Source organism: Bradyrhizobium sp. AZCC 1719, assembly GCF_036924525.1.
Lineage (GTDB): Bacteria > Pseudomonadota > Alphaproteobacteria > Rhizobiales > Xanthobacteraceae > Bradyrhizobium.
Map to the genome: position 1 here is coordinate 4,062,720 of NZ_JAZHRU010000001.1, position 18,846 is coordinate 4,081,565.

The 18,846-nt window shown below is 62.9% G+C and carries 19 protein-coding genes; 8 read left to right on the forward strand and 11 right to left on the reverse strand.

Annotation, left to right across the window (positions count from 1 at the left end; genetic code table 11):
- Positions 1 to 91 precede the first annotated feature (91 nt).
- The 6 genes from V1292_RS18965 to flgF form a co-directional block, all read right to left on the reverse strand.
- On the reverse strand, positions 92 to 355 hold the full coding sequence (locus V1292_RS18965) for a GlsB/YeaQ/YmgE family stress response membrane protein (RefSeq protein WP_028348629.1): 264 nt from the start codon (positions 353 to 355) through the stop codon (positions 92 to 94).
- A gap of 43 nt (positions 356 to 398) precedes the next feature.
- The gene (locus V1292_RS18970; protein ID WP_334374243.1) at positions 399 to 851 is read right to left on the reverse strand and encodes a YidB family protein; all 453 of its coding nucleotides are present in this window, start codon (positions 849 to 851) and stop codon (positions 399 to 401) included.
- Positions 852 to 1,079: 228 nt separating this feature from the next.
- Positions 1,080 to 1,832 carry a flagellar basal body L-ring protein FlgH gene (gene flgH / locus V1292_RS18975; protein ID WP_334374244.1) on the reverse strand — a complete coding sequence of 251 codons (753 nt, stop codon included), beginning with the start codon at positions 1,830 to 1,832 and terminating at the stop codon, positions 1,080 to 1,082.
- A gap of 5 nt (positions 1,833 to 1,837) precedes the next feature.
- Positions 1,838 to 2,920: a flagellar basal body P-ring formation chaperone FlgA gene (gene flgA / locus V1292_RS18980; RefSeq protein ID WP_334374245.1), complete on the reverse strand. Its 1,083-nt coding sequence runs from the start codon at positions 2,918 to 2,920 to the stop codon at positions 1,838 to 1,840.
- Positions 2,921 to 2,930: 10 nt separating this feature from the next.
- Entirely contained in the window at positions 2,931 to 3,719 is a 789-nt protein-coding gene (gene flgG / locus V1292_RS18985) for a flagellar basal-body rod protein FlgG (protein WP_065749261.1), read from the reverse strand.
- 18 nt (positions 3,720 to 3,737) lie between these two features.
- On the reverse strand, positions 3,738 to 4,502 hold the full coding sequence (gene flgF / locus V1292_RS18990) for a flagellar basal-body rod protein FlgF (protein ID WP_334374246.1): 765 nt from the start codon (positions 4,500 to 4,502) through the stop codon (positions 3,738 to 3,740).
- 385 nt (positions 4,503 to 4,887) lie between these two features.
- On the opposite strand from flgF, the gene fliL reads away from it, so the two are divergent.
- Genes fliL through V1292_RS19010 form a run of 4 tightly spaced genes read left to right on the forward strand, consistent with a single transcriptional unit; the run spans position 4,888 to position 7,816 of the window.
- A complete protein-coding gene (gene fliL / locus V1292_RS18995) occupies positions 4,888 to 5,379 on the forward strand; it encodes a flagellar basal body-associated protein FliL (RefSeq protein ID WP_334374247.1) in 492 nt (163 codons plus the stop codon).
- A gap of 18 nt (positions 5,380 to 5,397) precedes the next feature.
- Positions 5,398 to 6,600 carry a flagellar motor switch protein FliM gene (gene fliM / locus V1292_RS19000; RefSeq protein WP_334374248.1) on the forward strand — a complete coding sequence of 401 codons (1,203 nt, stop codon included), beginning with the start codon at positions 5,398 to 5,400 and terminating at the stop codon, positions 6,598 to 6,600.
- The gene (locus V1292_RS19005; RefSeq protein ID WP_028348637.1) at positions 6,597 to 7,034 is read left to right on the forward strand and encodes a DUF6468 domain-containing protein; all 438 of its coding nucleotides are present in this window, start codon (positions 6,597 to 6,599) and stop codon (positions 7,032 to 7,034) included. The genes fliM and V1292_RS19005 overlap by 4 nt, the downstream gene beginning before the upstream one ends.
- The gene (locus tag V1292_RS19010) at positions 7,031 to 7,816 is read left to right on the forward strand and encodes a MotE family protein (RefSeq protein WP_334374249.1); all 786 of its coding nucleotides are present in this window, start codon (positions 7,031 to 7,033) and stop codon (positions 7,814 to 7,816) included. Before V1292_RS19005 ends, V1292_RS19010 begins: the two co-directional genes overlap by 4 nt.
- 39 nt (positions 7,817 to 7,855) lie before the next feature.
- On the opposite strand, the gene V1292_RS19015 is transcribed toward V1292_RS19010, so the two are convergent.
- On the reverse strand, positions 7,856 to 8,299 hold the full coding sequence (locus V1292_RS19015) for a hypothetical protein (protein ID WP_375293125.1): 444 nt from the start codon (positions 8,297 to 8,299) through the stop codon (positions 7,856 to 7,858).
- A gap of 5 nt (positions 8,300 to 8,304) precedes the next feature.
- On the reverse strand, positions 8,305 to 8,526 hold the full coding sequence (locus V1292_RS19020; RefSeq protein ID WP_028348639.1) for a hypothetical protein: 222 nt from the start codon (positions 8,524 to 8,526) through the stop codon (positions 8,305 to 8,307).
- 398 nt (positions 8,527 to 8,924) lie between these two features.
- On the opposite strand from V1292_RS19020, the gene V1292_RS19025 reads away from it, so the two are divergent.
- From V1292_RS19025 to V1292_RS19035, 3 genes are all read left to right on the forward strand, one after another.
- Positions 8,925 to 12,683, forward strand: coding sequence for a tetratricopeptide repeat protein (locus V1292_RS19025; RefSeq protein WP_334374250.1), 3,759 nt, complete (start codon positions 8,925 to 8,927; stop codon positions 12,681 to 12,683).
- Between the two features lie 123 nt (positions 12,684 to 12,806).
- Positions 12,807 to 14,141 carry a hypothetical protein gene (locus V1292_RS19030; protein ID WP_334374251.1) on the forward strand — a complete coding sequence of 445 codons (1,335 nt, stop codon included), beginning with the start codon at positions 12,807 to 12,809 and terminating at the stop codon, positions 14,139 to 14,141.
- Between the two features lie 110 nt (positions 14,142 to 14,251).
- Entirely contained in the window at positions 14,252 to 14,602 is a 351-nt protein-coding gene (locus tag V1292_RS19035) for a DUF1488 family protein (RefSeq protein ID WP_334374252.1), read from the forward strand.
- A gap of 34 nt (positions 14,603 to 14,636) precedes the next feature.
- Here the strand turns inward: V1292_RS19035 and V1292_RS19040 are convergent, their stop codons facing one another.
- A complete protein-coding gene (locus V1292_RS19040) occupies positions 14,637 to 16,031 on the reverse strand; it encodes an FAD-binding oxidoreductase (protein WP_334374253.1) in 1,395 nt (464 codons plus the stop codon).
- A gap of 651 nt (positions 16,032 to 16,682) precedes the next feature.
- Between V1292_RS19040 and V1292_RS19045 the strand changes: the two genes are divergently transcribed.
- Positions 16,683 to 16,910 carry a hypothetical protein gene (locus V1292_RS19045; RefSeq protein WP_334374254.1) on the forward strand — a complete coding sequence of 76 codons (228 nt, stop codon included), beginning with the start codon at positions 16,683 to 16,685 and terminating at the stop codon, positions 16,908 to 16,910.
- Positions 16,911 to 17,132: 222 nt separating this feature from the next.
- Here the strand turns inward: V1292_RS19045 and V1292_RS19050 are convergent, their stop codons facing one another.
- Together V1292_RS19050 and V1292_RS19055 are read right to left on the reverse strand one after the other, a co-directional pair.
- The gene (locus V1292_RS19050; RefSeq protein WP_334374255.1) at positions 17,133 to 17,456 is read right to left on the reverse strand and encodes a copper-binding protein; all 324 of its coding nucleotides are present in this window, start codon (positions 17,454 to 17,456) and stop codon (positions 17,133 to 17,135) included.
- 190 nt (positions 17,457 to 17,646) lie between these two features.
- Positions 17,647 to 18,627, reverse strand: a complete 981-nt coding sequence (locus V1292_RS19055; RefSeq protein ID WP_334377091.1) for a GGDEF domain-containing protein — start codon at positions 18,625 to 18,627, stop codon at positions 17,647 to 17,649.
- Positions 18,628 to 18,846 lie beyond the last annotated feature (219 nt).

Consider the following 18,846-nt stretch of genomic DNA (forward strand, 5'->3'; position numbering starts at 1 on the left):
ATCATCGTCTCGTGCCTGAGTTCGCTAGGGGACGACGGACCGCTCCGCTCATCCACACCCAAGCCTAACGCTGAAACCATCAGGCCAGTTCTTAAATCGATCGCCGTTGCCGGCCGGCGAAGAGGCCGTAGACGAAGAGCACAATGATGGCGCCGACCACCGCACCGATCAGGCCCGCGCCTTCTCCGGGCCGATACCATCCGAGCGCCTGGCCGAGATAGGTCGACACGAAAGCGCCGACGATGCCCAGTATGGTGGTTAGAATGAAGCCCGAGGGCTCATTGTCTCCCGGCATAATGAATTTCGCAATCACGCCGGCAATGAAACCAATGATGATCGTCCAAATTATGCCCATCTCGATGCTCCCTGTTGTTTGCCCCAACGTCACGTCCATTGACTCATGCTGTGGGCAAACGGCCGTCCGGCGTGTACCTGTCGACGGCTGCCGGAAGCTCGCGAGACAATCTCGCCAGAATCTCTTCCTGCGAAAGTCCGGTCTGCTGTTCGAGTTGTGCCAGAACGTCGGACCCGATCGCTTGCTTCAATTCCGGAGGCGAGACATCCTTGTTCGGGCCTTGGTTGATCCAGGATTCGGCCTTGTCACCCTGGCCGTTTTGCTTGAAACTTTCGAGCAACTCGCCGATCCCGCCGTTGAGCAGGCCGCCAACCCCGGCGCCGCCCAACATTCCGCTCAAATTACCCAGCAAGCCGCCCGGCGGCTGCTGTCCCCCGCCTGTGTTCGGCTGGCCCCCAACGCCCTTGAGAAGTTCTGCCAGTTTGTCGCGGTTCTGATATCCCGCAATGGCGAGCAGCCCGAGCAGAGCAGTCATCGATGGCATTCCGCGGCCCATGATTAGCCTCCGTGCAGATCGTTGCTGTCAGGAACGCCGGCGGGTAGGTTCGGTTCCAACTCGGGAAGACGACAAGGGGCAGGCGGCTTGGCTGGAGCAAGCTCCAAGATGATACGGCTCCTTGGATCACAAAACGACCACGGCCTCCGCCAGGGGAGCTGACGGAGGCCGCGTTGATACACTTCATCGCGCCTAGGTTCGCGATGGAGTGTGGGAGCTCGGGAGAAACTAGAACGGCAGCAGCACGTCCATCACCTGTTGCCCGTAACGGGGTTGCTGCACGTCGGTGATCTGGCCGCGGCCGCCATAGGCGATGCGGGCCTGCGCGATCTTGGTGGAATCGATGGTGTTGTCGCTCTGGATGTCTTCGGGGCGGACGATGCCGGCGACGATCAGTTCGCGGATTTCGAAGTTGACGCGAATCTCCTGCTTGCCTTCGACCACGAGATTGCCGTTCGGCAGCACCTGCGTGACCACGGCTGCGACGTTGGTCTGCAACGCTTCCTGGCGGTTGACCGAGCCCTTGCCGTCGCTCGACGACGTCGAGTCCGTGGTCAGGATCTTGCCGGGCAGGATCTTGTTTGCCTGCGTGATCGTGCTTGACCCAATGAAATCGGTGATCCCCGAGTCTTCCTTGGCGGAGCGGCTGCGTTGGGTCTCGTTGGACAGGTTGGCCTTGTCGGTGATGTTGACGGTCACCGTCAGGAGGTCGCCGATACGCGCCGCGCGCTGATCCTTGAAGAAGGCGCGAGAGCCGTTCCGCCACAGCGAGTTGGCGTTATAGGAGGCCTGCTCCGGCTTCGGCATCGGCATCTGCACCGGCTTGTAGCCGGGCTGCGTAGTCGGGTTTTCGATCTCCGTCAGCTTCGGCTTTTCGCCGATCTGCGACAGACGGTCGATCGAGGAGCAACCGCTCGCCAAGGCGGCCAGCGACAGCATGGCGCCGGAGAGAGCGAGGCGGTTGAGACGGGTGACTGACATTTACATTACTCGGCTTTTGGAGCGACTGGCGAACTGACGGTAGCTACGGCGACGGGTGCGGGTGCTTTGCCGAGCGAGGAGGTGGCATCGCTGGTCTGTGGCAGGCGAGACGCCGGCGGTGAGATCGAGACCTGCCCACGGCCAGTCACGGTGCCGGACACCGTGCGCTTCGACTGCAGGTTCATGACAGTGACGACGTCGCCTTCGGTGCCGCTGTCCAGCGCCTTGCCGCGCATGGTGAGGTAGATTCCGGGCGTCTCGTAGATCAATATGACGTTCTGGTCGCGCTGTACCAGATCGGGCTTGGCGAGATCTGTGGTCCTGATGGCCTGGCCGGCGCGGAGCTGGCGGCGGGCCTGCATGCCCACCGTGCGATCGCGCGCAGCGGCATCAGGGCCGACTTCCGTCTTGGGGCGGCGCTCGATCATCACGTCGGACGATTTCAAGACCTCATTGCGCTCGACGTTGCGCGCCAGCACCGCGGCCTCGACGGTCTCGATCGCCGTGCCGGCAAAACGCAGCTTGGCAGCAGCGGCGCCGTTCTCGTTGGCGATCTCAAAGGTGACGTCGAAGCGGCCGTTGCGGTTGTCGTAGCGCACGATGGCCGCCTGCAGGCTGCCGCTGAAGCCGGCATCCAGCCTGACGTCGCCGGGATCGCGATCGAAGGTCAGCGACAGATTGGCGGCGTCGCCGAGACCATTGCGGCGCTCCAGCGCGCGCGCAACCTGCAGCTCGATGTCCCTGCCTTCGAGCGTGCGGGCCAGACGCGTTACCGAAATTTCCCTGAGGTCGCGGGTGTCGACGCCGATCACATGATGGGCACGAAGGGTGTTGAGCACCTGCGCTACCGGCAGCGAGCCGGTGGTGCCGAGATCCGGGGCGCGATAGATCGCGATCTGCGCGGCGCTGCCGGCATTGTCGATCACGTCGCCGATCCGTACGAGATCGCCCGACACCTGCACGTTGGCACGCAGCATGGGCGTGGCGATCACGTTGCGGTTCGCGAAGCTTTCCTGGGTCTGCGCGACAGCCGCCGTACTCGATGCGGCGATCAGGGCGGCGGCCAGGAGGAGGGCGCGGGCGATCATGACCAGTCCTTTAGCGGAACATGTTGGAGGTGGATTGCAGCATCTGGTCGGCCGCGCTGACGACCTTGGCGTTCATCTCATAGGCGCGCTGGGCGGCGATCAGGTCGGAGATTTCGGTCACCACCTCGACATTGGCTTGTTCGAGGTTGCCCTGCTGCATGTCGCCAAAGCCGTCGGTGTTGGCGATGCCGTCCTGCGGCGTGCCGGAGGCCGGGGTGTCGGTGAACAGATTGTCGCCGATCGGATTGAGGCCGGCCTTGTTGATGAAGCGGGTCAGGCCGATCTGGCCGACCAGCGTCGGCGTGGTCGAGCCCGGCAGCATCACCGTGAGCTGGCCCTGCGCGTTGATGGTGATCTGCGAGGAATTCTGCGGGATCGTGATCGTCGGCTGCACCGGGTTGCCCTGGGCGGTGACGACGCGGCCTTGCGCGTCCATCATGAACGAGCCATCGCGGGTATAGGCATAGGTGCCGTCGGGCACCTGGATCTTGAAGAAACCTTCGCCGCGGATCGCGACGTCGAGGTCGTTGCCGGTCGGCGACAATGTGCCCTGGCCCATCAGCCGCGGCGTGCCGACAGTCTTGACGCCGCCACCGATATCGACGCCGACCGGCAGGATGGTGCCCTGGTCGGAAGCCTGCGCGCCGACGCGGCGCACATGGTCATAAATCAGGTCCTGGAACGCCGCGCGCTGCTTCTTGTAGCCGGTGGTGCGCATATTGGCGATGTTGTTGGAGATCACCTGAACGTTGAGTTCCTGTGCCGCCATGCCGGTCGCTGCTGTGTAAAGTGCGCGCATCGATCTATGCCTTAAGCGTTATGCCGGAACGTCGGCGAGTTTCTCGACTGCGGTTCGGTGCAGGTCGTGCTGCTGCTGCAGCATTGCCGAGATCTGCGTGTAGGTGCGCGTGATCTCGATCATGCGGCTCATTTCGTGGACCGAATTGACGTTCGACTTTTCGATGAAGCCCTGGCGCACCCGCGAAGTGGTGTCGGGCTGGGCGGCGACGCCCTGGCCCGCCGAGTAGAGGTTGCCGCCTTCCTTGACGAGCTTCTGCGGGTCGGCAAAAGAGACCAGCCGCAGCTTGCCGCGAATGGAGTCGGTGCTGCCGGTGCCCTCGAGAACCGTGATATTGCCGTCGGCTGCGATGTTGATCGCCTTGTCGGTCGGCTGGAACACGATCGGACCGGAGGTCCCCAGCACCGGATCGCCGCTCGCGGTTACGAGCTGGCCCTGGTTGTTGATCTGCAGGCCGCCGTCGCGGGTATAGCGCTCGCCGGCGGCCGTCTGCACGACCAGAAAGGCGTTGCCGTCGATTGCGACGTCGAGCGGGTTCTTGGTCTGCTCGGAGGGGCCGGCCGAGAAATCGTGGAAGGTGGCGCGGTCATGCACGAAGGAGACGCGGCGATCGGCGCGCATGAAATTGTCTTCATGCGCCGGCGAGCGCAGATATTCCTCGAACAGCGATCGGTCGGCCTTGAAGCCCGTCGTGTTGATGTTCGCGACATTGTTGGCGACGACGTCCAACTGCCGTTCCAACGTCATCTTTCGCGAAAGTCCGACGAGAAGCATATTCTCCATCGGTGGTTCTCCCCTTGATCGATCCGAAGCAGGCTCTCCCAAGCCCGTAATCCGGATCCGTCGTAACCTTTGGGCTCTCCCAAGCCGGCGGGTCACGCCGTTTACTCAGCGAAAGCCGTGCCAAGTCCGAAAATGCTGATTTCTTAAAGGGTTAGGCATTTTTCTGCGGGCGGCGGGGGCGGCAGAAAGGTCTTGTTGACCATGTTTGCCCGGCAGATTTTTCCCAGTTGGGCGCGAATGGAAAGGTTCCGTTAACCATTATTACCCTAGCGTTGCACGTGTAGAGGGCGCGTGTGCGCTGGCGGCTTTTGTTTCGCGTTGTGGGGGCATTGTTACCCAGGCTGGTGGCAACCGCGTTCGTTCCTAGATGGAAGCGGGCGGGGCAATGGCTGATAACGAGCAGGCGGAAGGCGCAGACGGCGCAGACGCCGCACCGTCGAAAAAGGGCAAGCTCAAGCTGATCATTGCGGTCGCCGGATTCGTCGCCATCCTTGGCGCCGGCGCCGGCTGGTTCTTCCTGATGCGCGGCCACGGCGAGGAGAAGCACGCCGAAGCGCCGCCGCCGAAGCCGCCGTCCTTCATTGAAGTGCCCGATATGATGGTCAACCTGGTCGGCGCCCCGGGCGAGCGGGTGCAATATCTCCGCGTCAAGGTCGTGCTCGAGATCAAGGAAGAGAAGCAGGTCGAGGCGATCAAGCCGAACCTGCCGCGCGTCACCGACCTGTTCCAGACCTACCTGCGCGAATTGCGTCCCTCCGACATCAACGGTTCGGCGGGCCTGTTTCGCCTCAAGGAAGAGCTGACCAAGCGTGTCAACAACGCGGTGGCGCCGCAGCAGGTGAGCGCCGTGCTGTTTAAGGAAATCGTCGTGCAGTGATGGGGCGGATCTAGCATCATGGCCGGCAACCAAGACCAGATGGACCAGGACGCCATTGCCGCGCAATGGGAAGCCTCGCTGGATTCCGAAGATCCCGCGGCGGCTGCGGAAGAGGCTGCCGCCAATGAACTCTCCGAGAGCATGGCGCTGCAGTGGGCGGCCATGGTCGAGGATGGCGGCCGCGAATTCGGCAACAAGAATTCCGGCGAGCGGGTTCTGTCGCAGGAAGAAATCGACAATCTGCTCGGCTTCACCGTCGGCGATGTCAATCTCGACGACAATTCCGGCATTCGCGCCATCATCGATTCCGCGATGGTGTCCTACGAGCGTCTGCCGATGCTCGAAATCGTGTTCGACCGCCTGGTGCGGCTGATGACCACGAGCTTGCGCAACTTCACCTCCGACAACGTGGAAGTCTCGCTCGACCGCATCACCTCGGTCCGCTTCGGCGACTACATGAACTCAATTCCCCTGCCGGCCGTGCTCAGCGTGTTCAAGGCCGAGGAGTGGGAGAATTTCGGCCTTGCGACGGTCGATTCCAGCCTGATCTATTCGATTATCGACGTGCTGCTCGGCGGCCGCCGCGGCCAGACCTCGTTGCGCATCGAGGGCCGGCCCTACACCACGATCGAAACCAACCTCGTCAAGCGGCTGGTCGAGGTGGTGCTTTCAGACGCCGAGCAGGCGTTCCGGCCGCTGTCGCCGGTGACGTTCTCGATCGACCGGCTGGAAACCAATCCGCGCTTCGCCGCGATCTCCAGGCCCGCCAACGCCGCGATCCTGGTGCGGCTGCGCATCGACATGGAAGACCGCGGCGGCAACATCGAATTGCTGCTGCCCTATGCGACCATCGAGCCGATCCGCCCGGTTCTGCTGCAGATGTTCATGGGCGAAAAATTCGGCCGCGATCCGATCTGGGAAGGGCACTTTGCCACCGAAGTGGCGCAGGCCGAGATATCGGTCGATGCCGTGCTGTATGAAGCCGACATTCCGCTCAAGCATCTGATGAAGCTGAAGGTCGGCGACACGCTGCCGCTGGAGATGCGGCCCGATGCGCTGGTGTCGGTCCGCTGCGGCAACGTCACCCTGACCGAAGGGCGGATGGGCCGGGTCGGCGACCGCGTCGCCATCCGCGTCACCAAGCAATTGCGCAAACCGAATACCACCTTCGCGATGTTCGAGAAGGCCGACGAGCAAACCAAGTTGATGGAGGCACAATGAGTCATTTCCTTGGCATTGTGATCGAGAGTCTGGTGGCGGTTTTGCTACTGCTCACGATCGGTTACTGCATGCTGCTCAACAAGCGGCTGAAGCGGCTGAAGGCGGACGAACATTCGCTGAAAGCCACCATCGCGGAACTGATCACGGCAACCGAAATCGCCGAGCGGGCGATCGGCGGCCTCAAGCACACCGTGCGCGACGTCAACGAGAATCTCGGCAGCCAACTCGCCGCCGCGACTCAGATGGCGGGGCACCTGAAGGGCATGCTCGCCGAAGGCGACGGCGTCATTCGACGGCTGTCCAAGATCGCGATCGCGGCGCGGCCCTCGCAAGAAGCCGAACCCGCAGCACCCAGGGTCTCTACGGCCAAGGCGGTAGCCGCGGCGGCTGAAGCATTCTCCGAACGCCGAAAGGCCAGTGGCCTCGCCGCATGAAGTCGTTTCGCGATATCCGTGTCATTCCGGTCGTGCTGGTCGCGATCTTCGGCCTTGCAGTGCTGAAGGTCGCCGGCCTCGTGATCGATGGCGGATACGTGTTCGATTATCAGGTCAGCCAGCCGGCCAAGCGCTCCTGGGCGCAGGACAATCTGGGCTATCCCGGCGCCCGCGGGCCGGACCCCGCCGACATCACCGGTTCGGTCAAGAAGGAGGAGAAAAAGGAAGAGGCGCCGAAGCCGGCAGCGCCGGCTACCGAGGCACCGAAGCACGACGGCGTCGTGGTGTTTCCCGACCAGAACCCGCAATCGGTGTCGCCGTCGGAGCGCGCCATCCTGGAACGGCTGCAGGCGCGGCGCCAGGAACTGGAGCAGCGCGCGCGTGAAATCGAAATTCGCGAAAGCCTTCTGAAATCGGCCGAGAAGCGCATCGAGGGCCGCGTCGAGGAAATGAAGGCCACCGAGGCGCGGATCTCGACAGCGAGCGGGCAAAAGGCCGAACAGGACGCTGCCCGCTTCAAGGGCATCATCACGATGTACGAGGGCATGAAGCCGAAGGACGCCGCCAAGGTGTTCGACCGGCTGGAAATGTCCGTGCTCTACGAAATCGCCTCCCAGATTGCGCCGCGGAAGATGTCGGACATTCTGGGCCTGATGCAGCCGGAAGCGGCCGAACGGCTGACGGTCGAACTGGCCCGCCGCGCTGCCGGCACCGATAAGTCCACGTCCACGGCCGAGTTGCCGAAAATCGAAGGCAAGATCCTGCAGCCAAAGCCGAACTGACGCAGGATGCGCCGCCGGCCACGGTAGTAACACGTCCGGTCAGAACCTGCGCGGCCCTGACGAGACAAACGAGCGGTGGGCTACGGCGAGCGCGCCGCGCTCGTTGGTTTCAAGGGCGATTTTCTGCGCCAGCATGACATCGCCGGCGACGAGGTCGCCATCGGGAACGAAGCACCATTTGCAGACATGTTGGCCGGTGCCGCTGATTTCCTCGATGTTCGTCTGCGTCCCATGATGGATGCGGTAGCGCGTCCCGGTGTGGCTGCCGACGACGTCGAAATACCGGAATCGCTCGTAAGAGGCGCGCTGCTTCGGCGACAGCCAATCCTTCAAGAGCGTAAGGGCTCGCGCCTCAGTCTCGAAGCGAAACGATTTGCTGCAGGAGCCGGACCGCGCCACTGCCAGCGAAAGCGCCGACAGCAGCACCGTACCGAGCAAGGCCAGCACAAATGAGCAAATCGCAAGGACGATCTGCTGGGTCACTGCCGTCAGCCGCCAACGAGACGCGGATAAAATAGCGTTTCTTCCGCCGTCGGATCGAAGGAGCGGATAACCCGTTGCTCGCCGGGTCCCGTTCGAACCGCTGCGGTAAATCCTGCGCCGGTCAATTCCATAAAGCGCCGCTCGGCCTTTTCGACCTCCGCGCGGTCATGGACGTCGAAAGTATGCCGGGTGTCGCCAGTACGATCCATCACGATCTGGGTTGCCATTTCACGCACTCCGAATTGGCTGCCTGAGGCAGGTTAGCGACCCGGGGAGCATTGGTTGATCGACTGCCGGCCCCGCTTCCCGGGTCCATTGTTTCCCTAAGACGGAACCGCCGATGTTAGTTCCAACGCTGCGTGAGATAAATAATGCAGATCAATCATGGCACGGGCGTGATGGTGATCGCTGCGCCCCGAGGCTCGCGACGTCCGAGCGGTGACCCCGAGAAAGGTCCGGATACCGACCCATTACGATGTGTAATTGCTCGAGGCCGCAGCCCATCGTCCCTTCAATGAAATCAATTGGTTGACGTTAACAAAGCCTTAAGCCGGCCAATCCAAGATTCAAACGTGCGGGCGAGAGCGCTTCGCCGAAGAATTCATCGAGGCACGAGATCTTCTGGATGGGGCAAAGGGCTGCCGCTGAAACTGGGTCGCCGGGCCGCGCATTGGCGCGGGCGGCGCGGCGTTGCCTTCACAACTATCTCGGCCAGCCCCTTGCTGTTGCTTTGTTATTCGCCGGCCTGACGCTTTCGCAGCCCTGCCGGGCCGACGATCCCGTGCGGGGGGAGGCCACCTTCACGTCCGGAGGCGGCTTCGCGCGGCTGGTATTGAAACTGGCCGAGGACGTCGAATCCGACGTTTCGACCGCGGGTTCGATCATAATCATCCATTTCAAGCGCCCGGTGGATATTCCCGTCGACAAGCTGTCGGACGCCGTCCCCGATTATGTCGGCTCGGCTCGGCGCGATCCCGACGGCACCGCGATCCGGCTGTCGCTGGCGCGGCGGGCAACCGTCAACACCATGACGGCGGGGGAGCGGATCTTCGTCGACTTCCTGCCCGATAGCTGGACCGGGCCGCCGCCCCCGCTTCCTGCCGCGGTCGTTCGCGAACTGGCGGAGCGGGCGCGGGCCGCCGAGCGCGCGCTGCGCGCGCAGCTTGCGGTGGCGTCCGCGAAAAAGAAGCCCCCGGTGCGTGTCCGCGCCTCGGTGCAGCCGACTTTCGTCCGCTTCGTGTTCGAGATGCCCGACGGCGTCAACGTCTCGTCGGTGCTGAATGATCAGAAGCTGACGCTGCAGTTCAACAGCGTGCTCAATTTCGACCTGGCGGATGCGAAGGTGGCGGCGCCGCCGAACATCGCCTCGATCAACCAGCGCGCCGACGTCGATTCTTCCGCCGTCGACATTCTGCTGATCGGCGAGGTCGACGTGCATTCCTTCCGCGAGGAAAAGAACTATGTGATCGACGTAGCCTTCCAGCAGCCGGAAAAGCCCGCGCTGGCCGAGCCGCAAGCCGCGGCCAAACCGGTCGTGCCGGCCAAGCCCGGACCCGCCTCGCGGATCGCGCGCGACAAGGCCCTGAAGGAATCGCCGCCACCACAGCAGCCGGCCGAGATTCCGCCCGTCACATCGGAGATGATTGCCGAACAGGCCAGGATCGAGATCAAGCCCGCGCAGGTGAACGAAGCACCGGCCGCTGCGGAGGCCGCAATGCCTGGCGTCGAAAAGGCGCCGCCGGCCAATGGCAACGCTATCCCTCCGACCGAGAAGATGGCCGTTGCACCGGAAAAGACGTCGCCTCCGGCGGAAGTCGCGAAAGCGGCGCACCCCACCGAACCGGTCCAGGCCGCTGCGGCGGAAGCGCCAAAGCCCGTGGCATCCAAGCAGACTCAGTCTTCGGCAGAGCCGTCGGAAAGTGGTGCCAAGGACAAGACCCCCGCCGTCGAGGCAAGGCGTGACAGTGACGGCCTGCGCGTGACGTTCTCCTTTGCCGCGCCGACCCCGGCTGCGCTGTTTCGCCGTGCCGACACGGTATGGCTGGTATTCGACCAGACCAAGCCGGTCGATATCGAGCCGATCCGTAGCAAGGGCGGCGCCATCATCGGCGATGTCAGCCGGCTGCCGCTGGAAAAGGGCCAGGCCGTCCGCATCCGCCTCAACCGGCCGCAGATCCCTTCGCTCGAAAGCGAAGGCCGCGCCAACGGCGCCGAGTGGACGCTGACCTTCGCCGACCGCGGCCAGACGCCGCCGCTGCCGCTGATGGTGCTGCGGAATATTACCGATCCCGCGCTTGCCAATGTCACCGTGCCGCTGGCCAATCCCGGCGCGATGCACCGGCTGGTCGATCCCGACGCAGGCGATACGCTGTGGGTCGTGACCGCGCCGCCACCGACCCGCGGCCTCATCAAGCGGCAGGATTTCGTCGAATTGTCGCTATTGGAATCGGTGCATGGCGTGGTGGTGCATCCGAACTCCGACGATATCAACGCCGAGGTCGGCGCCGACAAGGTGATGTTCGGCCGGCCCGGCGGATTGACACTGTCGTCCGCCGACGTCGCGGCCGAACGCGCCACCGCGGCGGTCAGGCCGCTGTTTGACGCCGATGAATGGCGCAAGAACCGGGAAGAAAAATTTCTTGTCCGGCTGGATGCGCTGATCAAGGCCGCGGCCGCCGCGGGGCCTGAGCAAAAGACGCACGCTCGCCTCGAACTTGCGAACTTCTACATGTCGCGCGGCATGTATCAGGAGGCGAGAGGGGTGACCAACCTCATCCTCTCCGAAACCAACCCGGGGAACGAAGACGGCGCCGTGCTGATGGTGCATGCGGTCGCCAGCATCTTGATTGGCCATCCCGAGCACGCGCTGAAGGACCTTGCCAATCCGGCGATCGGCAACGGCTACGATTCCCAATTGTGGAAAGGGTTCGCGTTCGCCCGCCAAGAAAAATGGGTGGACGCGCGTGAAAAATTCAAGAACGCCGAATTCTCGATCGCCGCGCTGCCGTTGGAGCTGCAGCGCATCATCATTACCGACGCGATGCGGGCCTCGCTCGAGGTGAAGGATTATGGTGGGGCCTCGCGGCGGCGCAGCGAACTGGAAGTGATCGGCATTCCCAACGAGATGAAGCCCGAGATCGCCGTGCTGCGCGGGCGTCTTGCCGAGGCATTGGGGCACGACAAGGACGCGCTCGACGCCTACAGATTCGCGGCGCAGTCCAGCGACCGGGAGGCATCGGCGGAGGCGAGCCTGCTGCAGACCCTGCTGCGGCACCGGCGCGGCGAACTCGGCCAGGCCGAGTTGATACATGAACTAGAGACCTTGTCGGTGATCTGGCGCGGCGACGCGATCGAGTTGAAGGCATTGAACAAGCTGACGCAGCTCTATGCCGAAAACGGGCGCTATGCCGAGGCGCTCTCCGCCGCCAAGACCGCGACGAAGCTGCAGCCCAACTCCGAACTGTCGCGGCAGGGCCAGGATGCGGCGTCCGCGCTGTTCACGGACCTCTATCTCGGCCAGAAGGGCGACGACATGAAGCCGGTCGATGCGCTCGCCATGTTCTATGAGTATCGCGAATTGACGCCGATCGGCCGGCGCGGCGATGAAATGATACGGCGCCTCGCGGACCGGCTGGCCGCCGTCGACCTGCTCGACCAGGCCGCCGAACTGTTGCAGTACCAGGTCGACAAACGCCTGGAGGGCGCCGCGCGCGCGCAGGTGGCGGCCCGGCTTGCCATGGTCTACCTGGCTAACCGCAAGCCGGACCGGGCGATCATGGCGCTGCGCCTCACGCGGATCTCCGATCTGTCCGGCGAATTGCGTCAGCAGCGGCTACTCCTGGAGGCACGGGCCCAGAGCGATGTCGGTCGCCACGACCTCGCGCTCGATATCATCTCCAACCTCACCGGCCGCGAAGCAATCCGGCTGCGCTCCGACATCTATTGGGCATCCCGGCAGTGGCGGGAGGCTTCCGAACAGATCGAATTGTACTACGCCGACCGCTGGCGGGACTTCAAACCGCTGAATGCCGCCGAGAAGAGCGACATAATCCGTGCCGTGGTTGGCTATGCGCTGGCCGAGGACGCGATCGGCCTTGCCCGTTTCCGCGAGAAATACGCGCCCCTGATGATCGGCGAGGCCGACCGGTTCGCGTTCGAGACCGCGAGCAAGCCGGCCGCCTCCAGCAGCGCCGAGTTCGCTTTGATTGCCAAAATGGCCGCCAGCGTCGACACGCTCGACGGCTTCATCCGTGAAATGAGGATCCGCTTCCCGGATGCCACCGCCCGCGCGCCGCTGTCGCCGGAAATCTCCAGGGGCGAGCCGGTTCACACCGGCGCCTTGCCGGCGATTGGCCGCATCAGGCGGATCGGCGCGGCAAGATAGCGCCAACTCGCAGTTTGAAGTCGGAGACGGTTTGCCCGCCCGAGCACCGATGCATTTTCTATGGCGTGGACCCAAGGCCCTCCCGGCACGTTATCGCAGGGCAGGGTTGGTCGAAAGCCAGCCATGGAAACACTTGAGGCTTATCTCGACAGGAAATACGAGGAAATCACGTTGCTGAACGGTTTCCTTGAGACTCCTTTGGCGCTGCAGCGTCCGACCTCGGTGGCCGAGGTGATTGAACAAAAATTTCACATCGCCGCCGCCCTGAAGGCCCAGCATGCGCTGCACGATTGGGCGTTCACGGAGACAGCTTGGGCACATCCGGGCCGGCTGCGTGCCGGGCCGTTCACGTTCAGCTACGATTATCAGCGTGCAGACCTCGAAGTGCGCGGCCCATCCTTTTATGACCATTCGACATCGGCGAACCAGACGATCTATACGTCCTCCGGGATGGCGGCGATATCGGCACTGCTGCTGGCCTTCGCACGCTTGGCATCTGAGGCGGACATCCTGGTTTTGCCTGGCGCCTATGGCGAGACCCTTGAGCTGATCGAAAATCATGCACGTCAGTTTCGCCTGGTCCCGCTGAAAAGCTCTCCCGACGAGGTCGCCGGCGGTGCGGACCAACCGCGACTTCTTCTGTTCGATTCATGTACGCCCGCTGCCGCATTCGAGGCGACCCTCCGTTGCGCAGGGCCGCGCCTCGATCTCGTGATTTTCGACACGACCTGCTTCTCGACGGGCTCGGGGCGGATCCGCCGGGTTGTGAGCTGGGCGCGACGTTGGGAAGTCCCGATCGCGCTGGTGCGCAGCCATACCAAGCTCGACTCCCTCGGGGTGGAGTACGGCCGGCTCGGCTCGGTGGTTTTCGTCGCTTGCGAAAAGCACGTCGTTCCGGCCAAGCAGGAGCGGCTGGAGGACCTCGCCAACGAAACGCGCAATGCGGTGCGACTGTTCGGCGGCGCGGCGGTGCCTGCGCATTTCCCGCCCTACGTCGGAACGAAGGCCTATCGGGCTCTGACTGACAGGCGGATGGCGGCCATTTTGCGTAACAGCAGGCGGACGGCGCGCTGTTTTGCATCCGGGCTTGCCGGCTCGTCGGCGGAGCTGCATTTCGCGCACGGTCTCTATGTCACACTGGCGCCGAAGCAAATGCTCGACGAGAAGCAGACGAAGCAAGTGGCGGCGGATTTGTGCGATGACCTGCGAAGAGCCGGATTGCCGCTGCGGCATGCGGGGAGTTTCGGCTTCGATTTCGGCGCAGCGGAATGGTTTCGCGATACCGCACGCAATCGTCACGTGGTCAGGATCGCGGTGCCCGATCTTCCGACGCTGCTGTGGGACCAGGTCGCTCGAGCCGTGGTGGAATGGTGGTCGGCGCACGAGGGAGAGCCCCAACAGCCATACCGCGCAGACGACCGCGCCTATTCCAATGAGCCCGAGGACGTAGCCAGGTAGCGGATTTGGCCGCAGGTCCGGCCAATTTTTGACGTGTTGGCACATTACGAAAGCTCTGGCGCCCTCTCACCCGCTTCTAGCCACGCCTACCGTTCAAAGCTGATCTTCCGATGCCGTTGACCCGGGACAGAATTGTTGGACATGACAGAGAACGCCTTGCGTTCAGGTTCACCATGCTGAACGACGGTGAGACGGTCGAATGCCAGATCAGCGATGCCGCGATGGATGAGCTCGGAGGTGTCAGGGGCACCGAGAGCATCGCAAGGCAGGCGCAGTTCGTGGCCTTGCGGGACGCCGTGGAGGAGATCGCGTCCGATCTCTTCGACAAGCTGCCGCCCGTCAAAGGTCGCGTCATCCGGATATTCACCAAGCATATCCCGACACAGCCGGCTCCGGACAACTTGCCGGCCGGGCCGCCACCTGCTTCTGCGGCCGACGATCATCTCGGCATCAGTTCGTAGAGCTGACGCTCGATATACGATCGCCAAAGCGCCTTCACACCGTAAAAATTCGCCCCGGGTTCAGGATGTTCTTCGGGTCGAGCGCGCGCTTGAGCGTGCGCATGGTTTCGATCTCTTCTTCGGTGCGACTCATTTTCAGATAGGGGCGCCTGAGGATGCCGATGCCGTGTTCGGCCGAGATCGAGCCGCCGAACTCGCCCGTGAGGTCGTAGACCAGCTTCTCGAACTCATCGTGCTTGTCAGGCGTATGTTCGTGATACACGCTGGGATGCAAATTGCCGTCGCCGACGTGTCCCATCACGATGGTGAAGGCTTGCGGATCGATCGCTTTGACGCGTGCATCCAGCGTATCCACATATTCCTCCATCCTGTCGATGGCCACACTGACATCGAACCCCATCCGTGCCGTGAATGGAAAGCTGCGACCGAGTTCGACGCTGGAATCGCGGATGCGCCAGATCGCAGCCACAGACGCGTTCGAGGTCGAAAGCGTGGCGTCGAGAATCAAATTATCTCCCATCGCCGTCTCCAGCATCTTCTCGAGGCTGTCCCGAATGCGTTCAGCGTCGCTTCCTGAGGCCTCCAGCAGCACATAGAAGGGATGGTGGGTCGACAGCGGGCCAACCACCCCCCTCACACGCTCGACGGTCTGGCGGTAGTAGGCATTCCACATCACCTCGAACGCGGTCAGATCGCCGCCGAGCGATTTTCGCGCCAGCTTCAGGAATGCCATGACCTGGCCGAACGAGGGCAGGGCGCACAGCGCCACCTGCCGCTCCGCGGGCGCGGGAAACACACGCAGCGCAGCACGCGTTACGACGCCGAGGATGCCTTCGCTGCCGATGAAAAGCTGCTTTAAGTCGATGCCGGTGTTGTTTTTGATGTATTTGCGGAGGCCCTTCAGCACGGTGCCGTCGGCGGTGACGACCTCAAGACCGAGAATCAGGTCTCGCGTCATGCCGTAACGGATGACGCGGTTGCCGCCGGCATTGGTCGAGATGTTGCCGCCGATGGTGCAACTGCCGCGCGCGCCGAGGTCTAGCGGAAACATCAGGCCGTCCTGCTCGACACGCTCCTGCAGTTTTTGCAGTGGCGTGCCGGCCTGCGCGATGACGACCCCGGCGGAGGCATCGACCTCTTCGACGCTGTTCATGCGCTCCATCGACAGCACGATTTCGTTCGCATTCGGCAGCGCGCCGCGCACCAGCCCGGTCATGCCGCCCTGGGTCGTAACCGGTACGCCCTCGCGGTGACAGAGCCGCAGCAGCAGGGAGACGTCCTCCGTCGTTCTGGGGCGGACGACTGCGCGCGGTTTGGGCACCGGATTGCCGGCGAGGTCGTGGTGATAGCGCGCGTCGATATCAGCGCCTGACAGCACCGCGCCCTTGCCGAGCGCGTTGTGCAGTTCGTCAATGAAGCCCTCGGACATGCCCTGCCTCTTCTTCATGTGGAGTTTGGCCGAAGCTATACATGCGGCATTCCTGAGATGAAACCCGGTCCAGCCGCAATCGCGGCGTTTTCCAGGAATTAGGAAAGTCGCGCTCTGAAGCCGGCGATCAGTGTGGCTGTCGCCGGGGGACCCTGTGCGGAGCCTTCTTGCTGCGCGACTTCGGCATCGGCGGGGTGACGGTAGGGCTGATGGTGGGGCTGTCCTGCCGCTCGGGCTCGATCGAAGTGATCTGGTTGCAGGTGTCGCACTTATAAACGTAGACGAGAGGACGCAGTCCGATCCGGGGCAGCTTTCCGATCTGGACCGTACCACCGCCGCAGATCTCGCAGCGCGGCGGCAGACCGGTTTCTGAAGGCTGGGCGGGCATATCGAACTATCGCTGAAGCAACAAACGACTCAATTCAGCAATGCTGGTTGCCGATTGCATCCTAATCGTGGACAGAAAGTCCGTAAGACTACGAGGTCGTGCCACTCATTCGCCGCCGGCGTCCGTGTTTTGCCACCAAATCGACCCCGGCCGGGCATCCAACCAACACACTGTGCGGTGCAAAGTCGGAGCACCAGCGCGCCAGCACAGAAGAGTTCGCCGAATCGAATCCGGCCCGATTGTGCATTTGTGAGGCGTGCAAAATGTCTTCCACCGACGGTCGCGACACATCGATGCAAGCAGCGCTGGCAACCGCAGAGGCTGCTGCGTCCCGCCCATCGCCCGCCGACAGATTTAATATTGATCGGGAAGGGCCGGCGAAGCGCGCCGTCAGACTCTTGGCGCTGCAGCAACGATTCCAGAAATTAAGCGAGTATTGCGACGAGGCGGCCGCTGAAATTCGCGCTTCGCTCGAGCGGTCGCCGCGCTAGTGGGTGATTTGCGGCAGATCAAGGCAACACCGGCCCGATTGCCTTAAGGTGCGTTTGTGCCGAGCGGCTCCTTGATACGGATGGGGCGGCTCAGGTGACGACGAGGCCCGGACTCCCCAAGCAAAATGACGTTTCGAAGGAAACGTCATTTGCCCTAGGGCACTCCGGGCCTCGCTGTCCTTGATCGAAGCAATGCATCACAAAGTGGGATGCTGCTTCGCCTCACTTCTTCTCGATCTTGGTGACCGCGTCCGTCTTGTCGATCTTCGTGATGGTCTTGGTCCCCGGCGTGTCGTTCACGGCGAAGGTGACCCTGTCGCCGGCGTGCAGGGCGTTCAGCCGCGCGCCATCCTGGATCTTGAATTCTTCGGCTGCAGCGCCGGTATTCGCGCCGGTGGTGCCTTCAGGCATATCCTTGATGGTGATGGTGCCGCTGATCCGGTCTATTCTCGTCACCATTCCGGTCCGCGGTTGCTGGGCAAGAGCCGACGTCCCGGCGATGCTGAGGGCCGCGGTGGCAGCCATAATCATCCCTGCGATTTTCATGAAACACTCCCGGCTGTAAGGGGGGTCTACCATAAGCCGGGATTGCGGCGTTTGTTCCACGCCGGAGTGGACTGCCGCCGTTTTGTTTCGCAGGAATTGGGGCAATGATGGCTTACCGAGCGAAGCCGAAGCAGATCCGCGCAACGAAGATGATGGGCGGCGTTTGTGATGGGTCGGAACGAAGGAGACTTTACGCCGCGCCGGCCTCGGGCTCGAGCTCGGTTTCCGTCACCGTGCGGTTGCGGCCGAGTCGCTTGGCTTGATAAAGCCCGCGGTCGCAGCGCTCGATCATGGCTTCCGCGGATTCGGCGAGGCGGAATTGTGACACGCCTATCGATACCGTAATGCTGCCGATCTCCTTGCCCGTCGCACGGCGTGTCAGCTTCGCTTCGGCAATGCGCCGGCGAACGCGTTCGGCAACGGCCGTGCAAGCCTGCAGATCGGCGCCTGGCAGCACCGCGATCAACTCCTCGCCGCCGTAGCGGGCGGCGAGATCGACTTCGCGAACGCCTTCCTGCAAGACCTTGGCGACCAGCCGAAGCACCTGATCGCCGACCTGGTGGCCATAATCGTCGTTGAATTTCTTGAAGTGATCGATGTCGATCAGGAAGACGCTGAGCGGCTCGTCCTTTTCCATCGCTGCGATCTGGGCGAGGCGAAGGAATTCATCCATCGAGTGGCGGTTGGCCAGCCCGGTCAACGCATCGGTGTTGGAGCGTTGCTCGGCCGCTTTCAGCGAGTCGCGGATGCTGTCCAGTTCCTCCGACGTGGCGGCGAAATTCGCCTCCAGCTTGGCGGCCCGGGCCGTCGCCTTCGACAATTCATCAACCAGTTTTGCAATGATCGTCCGGGGATCGCCGGTACCAGCGGCCTCGGAAGACACTTCATCGAGCGCCTCGATGTGGCTGCGGTTGTCGGTGACGGCAGTGTTGAGGAATTGCTGCGCGGTCTCGATCAGCCCGCTCAATTGATCGGGAAGGTCGCCAAACGGATCGGTACCGGCCTGCGCCACATAGGTGACATAGAGTTCGTGGTTGGTTGCCGGGTCGAATTTGCGCTTGCCCGCAATCAGAATGTCGATGGTCTTTCGCAGCGCCAGCGAACTGCCCAAGGAATATTCGAACCAGACGGCGAAATTGGTTGGGGTGGGAGGGACCGACTGCTGCGACATCAACCGCATAGCGCGGTCGGCAATCGTCGTGGCGTATTCGACGTCCATGTCGCCGATCGGCTGGCCTGCCATCTTTAATCCGGTGATGCGTTTGGTAAGTCAGTTCTTGGCATCCATTGTGCACGAAGGAACTAATCTCACCTTAAATTCCCTGCGAAACTCCGCTGCAAATACGTAACCAATATTGACCTATTTGCGCGCGGAACCGGCGGGAACCGG

Bases quoted from the DNA above. Each gene is read 5' to 3' on its own strand.
- V1292_RS18965 (WP_028348629.1), bottom strand. From the start codon at position 355: ATGGGCATAATTTGGACGATCATCATTGGTTTCATTGCCGGCGTGATT.
- V1292_RS18970 (WP_334374243.1), bottom strand. From the start codon at position 851: ATGGGCCGCGGAATGCCATCGATGACTGCTCTGCTCGGGCTGCTCGCC.
- flgH (WP_334374244.1), bottom strand. From the start codon at position 1,832: ATGTCAGTCACCCGTCTCAACCGCCTCGCTCTCTCCGGCGCCATGCTG.
- flgA (WP_334374245.1), bottom strand. From the start codon at position 2,920: ATGATCGCCCGCGCCCTCCTCCTGGCCGCCGCCCTGATCGCCGCATCG.
- flgG (WP_065749261.1), bottom strand. From the start codon at position 3,719: ATGCGCGCACTTTACACAGCAGCGACCGGCATGGCGGCACAGGAACTC.
- flgF (WP_334374246.1), bottom strand. From the start codon at position 4,502: ATGGAGAATATGCTTCTCGTCGGACTTTCGCGAAAGATGACGTTGGAA.
- fliL (WP_334374247.1), top strand. From the start codon at position 4,888: ATGGCTGATAACGAGCAGGCGGAAGGCGCAGACGGCGCAGACGCCGCA.
- fliM (WP_334374248.1), top strand. From the start codon at position 5,398: ATGGCCGGCAACCAAGACCAGATGGACCAGGACGCCATTGCCGCGCAA.
- V1292_RS19005 (WP_028348637.1), top strand. From the start codon at position 6,597: ATGAGTCATTTCCTTGGCATTGTGATCGAGAGTCTGGTGGCGGTTTTG.
- V1292_RS19010 (WP_334374249.1), top strand. From the start codon at position 7,031: ATGAAGTCGTTTCGCGATATCCGTGTCATTCCGGTCGTGCTGGTCGCG.
- V1292_RS19020 (WP_028348639.1), bottom strand. From the start codon at position 8,526: ATGGCAACCCAGATCGTGATGGATCGTACTGGCGACACCCGGCATACT.
- V1292_RS19025 (WP_334374250.1), top strand. From the start codon at position 8,925: ATGGGGCAAAGGGCTGCCGCTGAAACTGGGTCGCCGGGCCGCGCATTG.
- V1292_RS19030 (WP_334374251.1), top strand. From the start codon at position 12,807: ATGGAAACACTTGAGGCTTATCTCGACAGGAAATACGAGGAAATCACG.
- V1292_RS19035 (WP_334374252.1), top strand. From the start codon at position 14,252: ATGCCGTTGACCCGGGACAGAATTGTTGGACATGACAGAGAACGCCTT.
- V1292_RS19040 (WP_334374253.1), bottom strand. From the start codon at position 16,031: ATGTCCGAGGGCTTCATTGACGAACTGCACAACGCGCTCGGCAAGGGC.
- V1292_RS19045 (WP_334374254.1), top strand. From the start codon at position 16,683: ATGTCTTCCACCGACGGTCGCGACACATCGATGCAAGCAGCGCTGGCA.
- V1292_RS19050 (WP_334374255.1), bottom strand. From the start codon at position 17,456: ATGAAAATCGCAGGGATGATTATGGCTGCCACCGCGGCCCTCAGCATC.
- V1292_RS19055 (WP_334377091.1), bottom strand. From the start codon at position 18,627: ATGTCGCAGCAGTCGGTCCCTCCCACCCCAACCAATTTCGCCGTCTGG.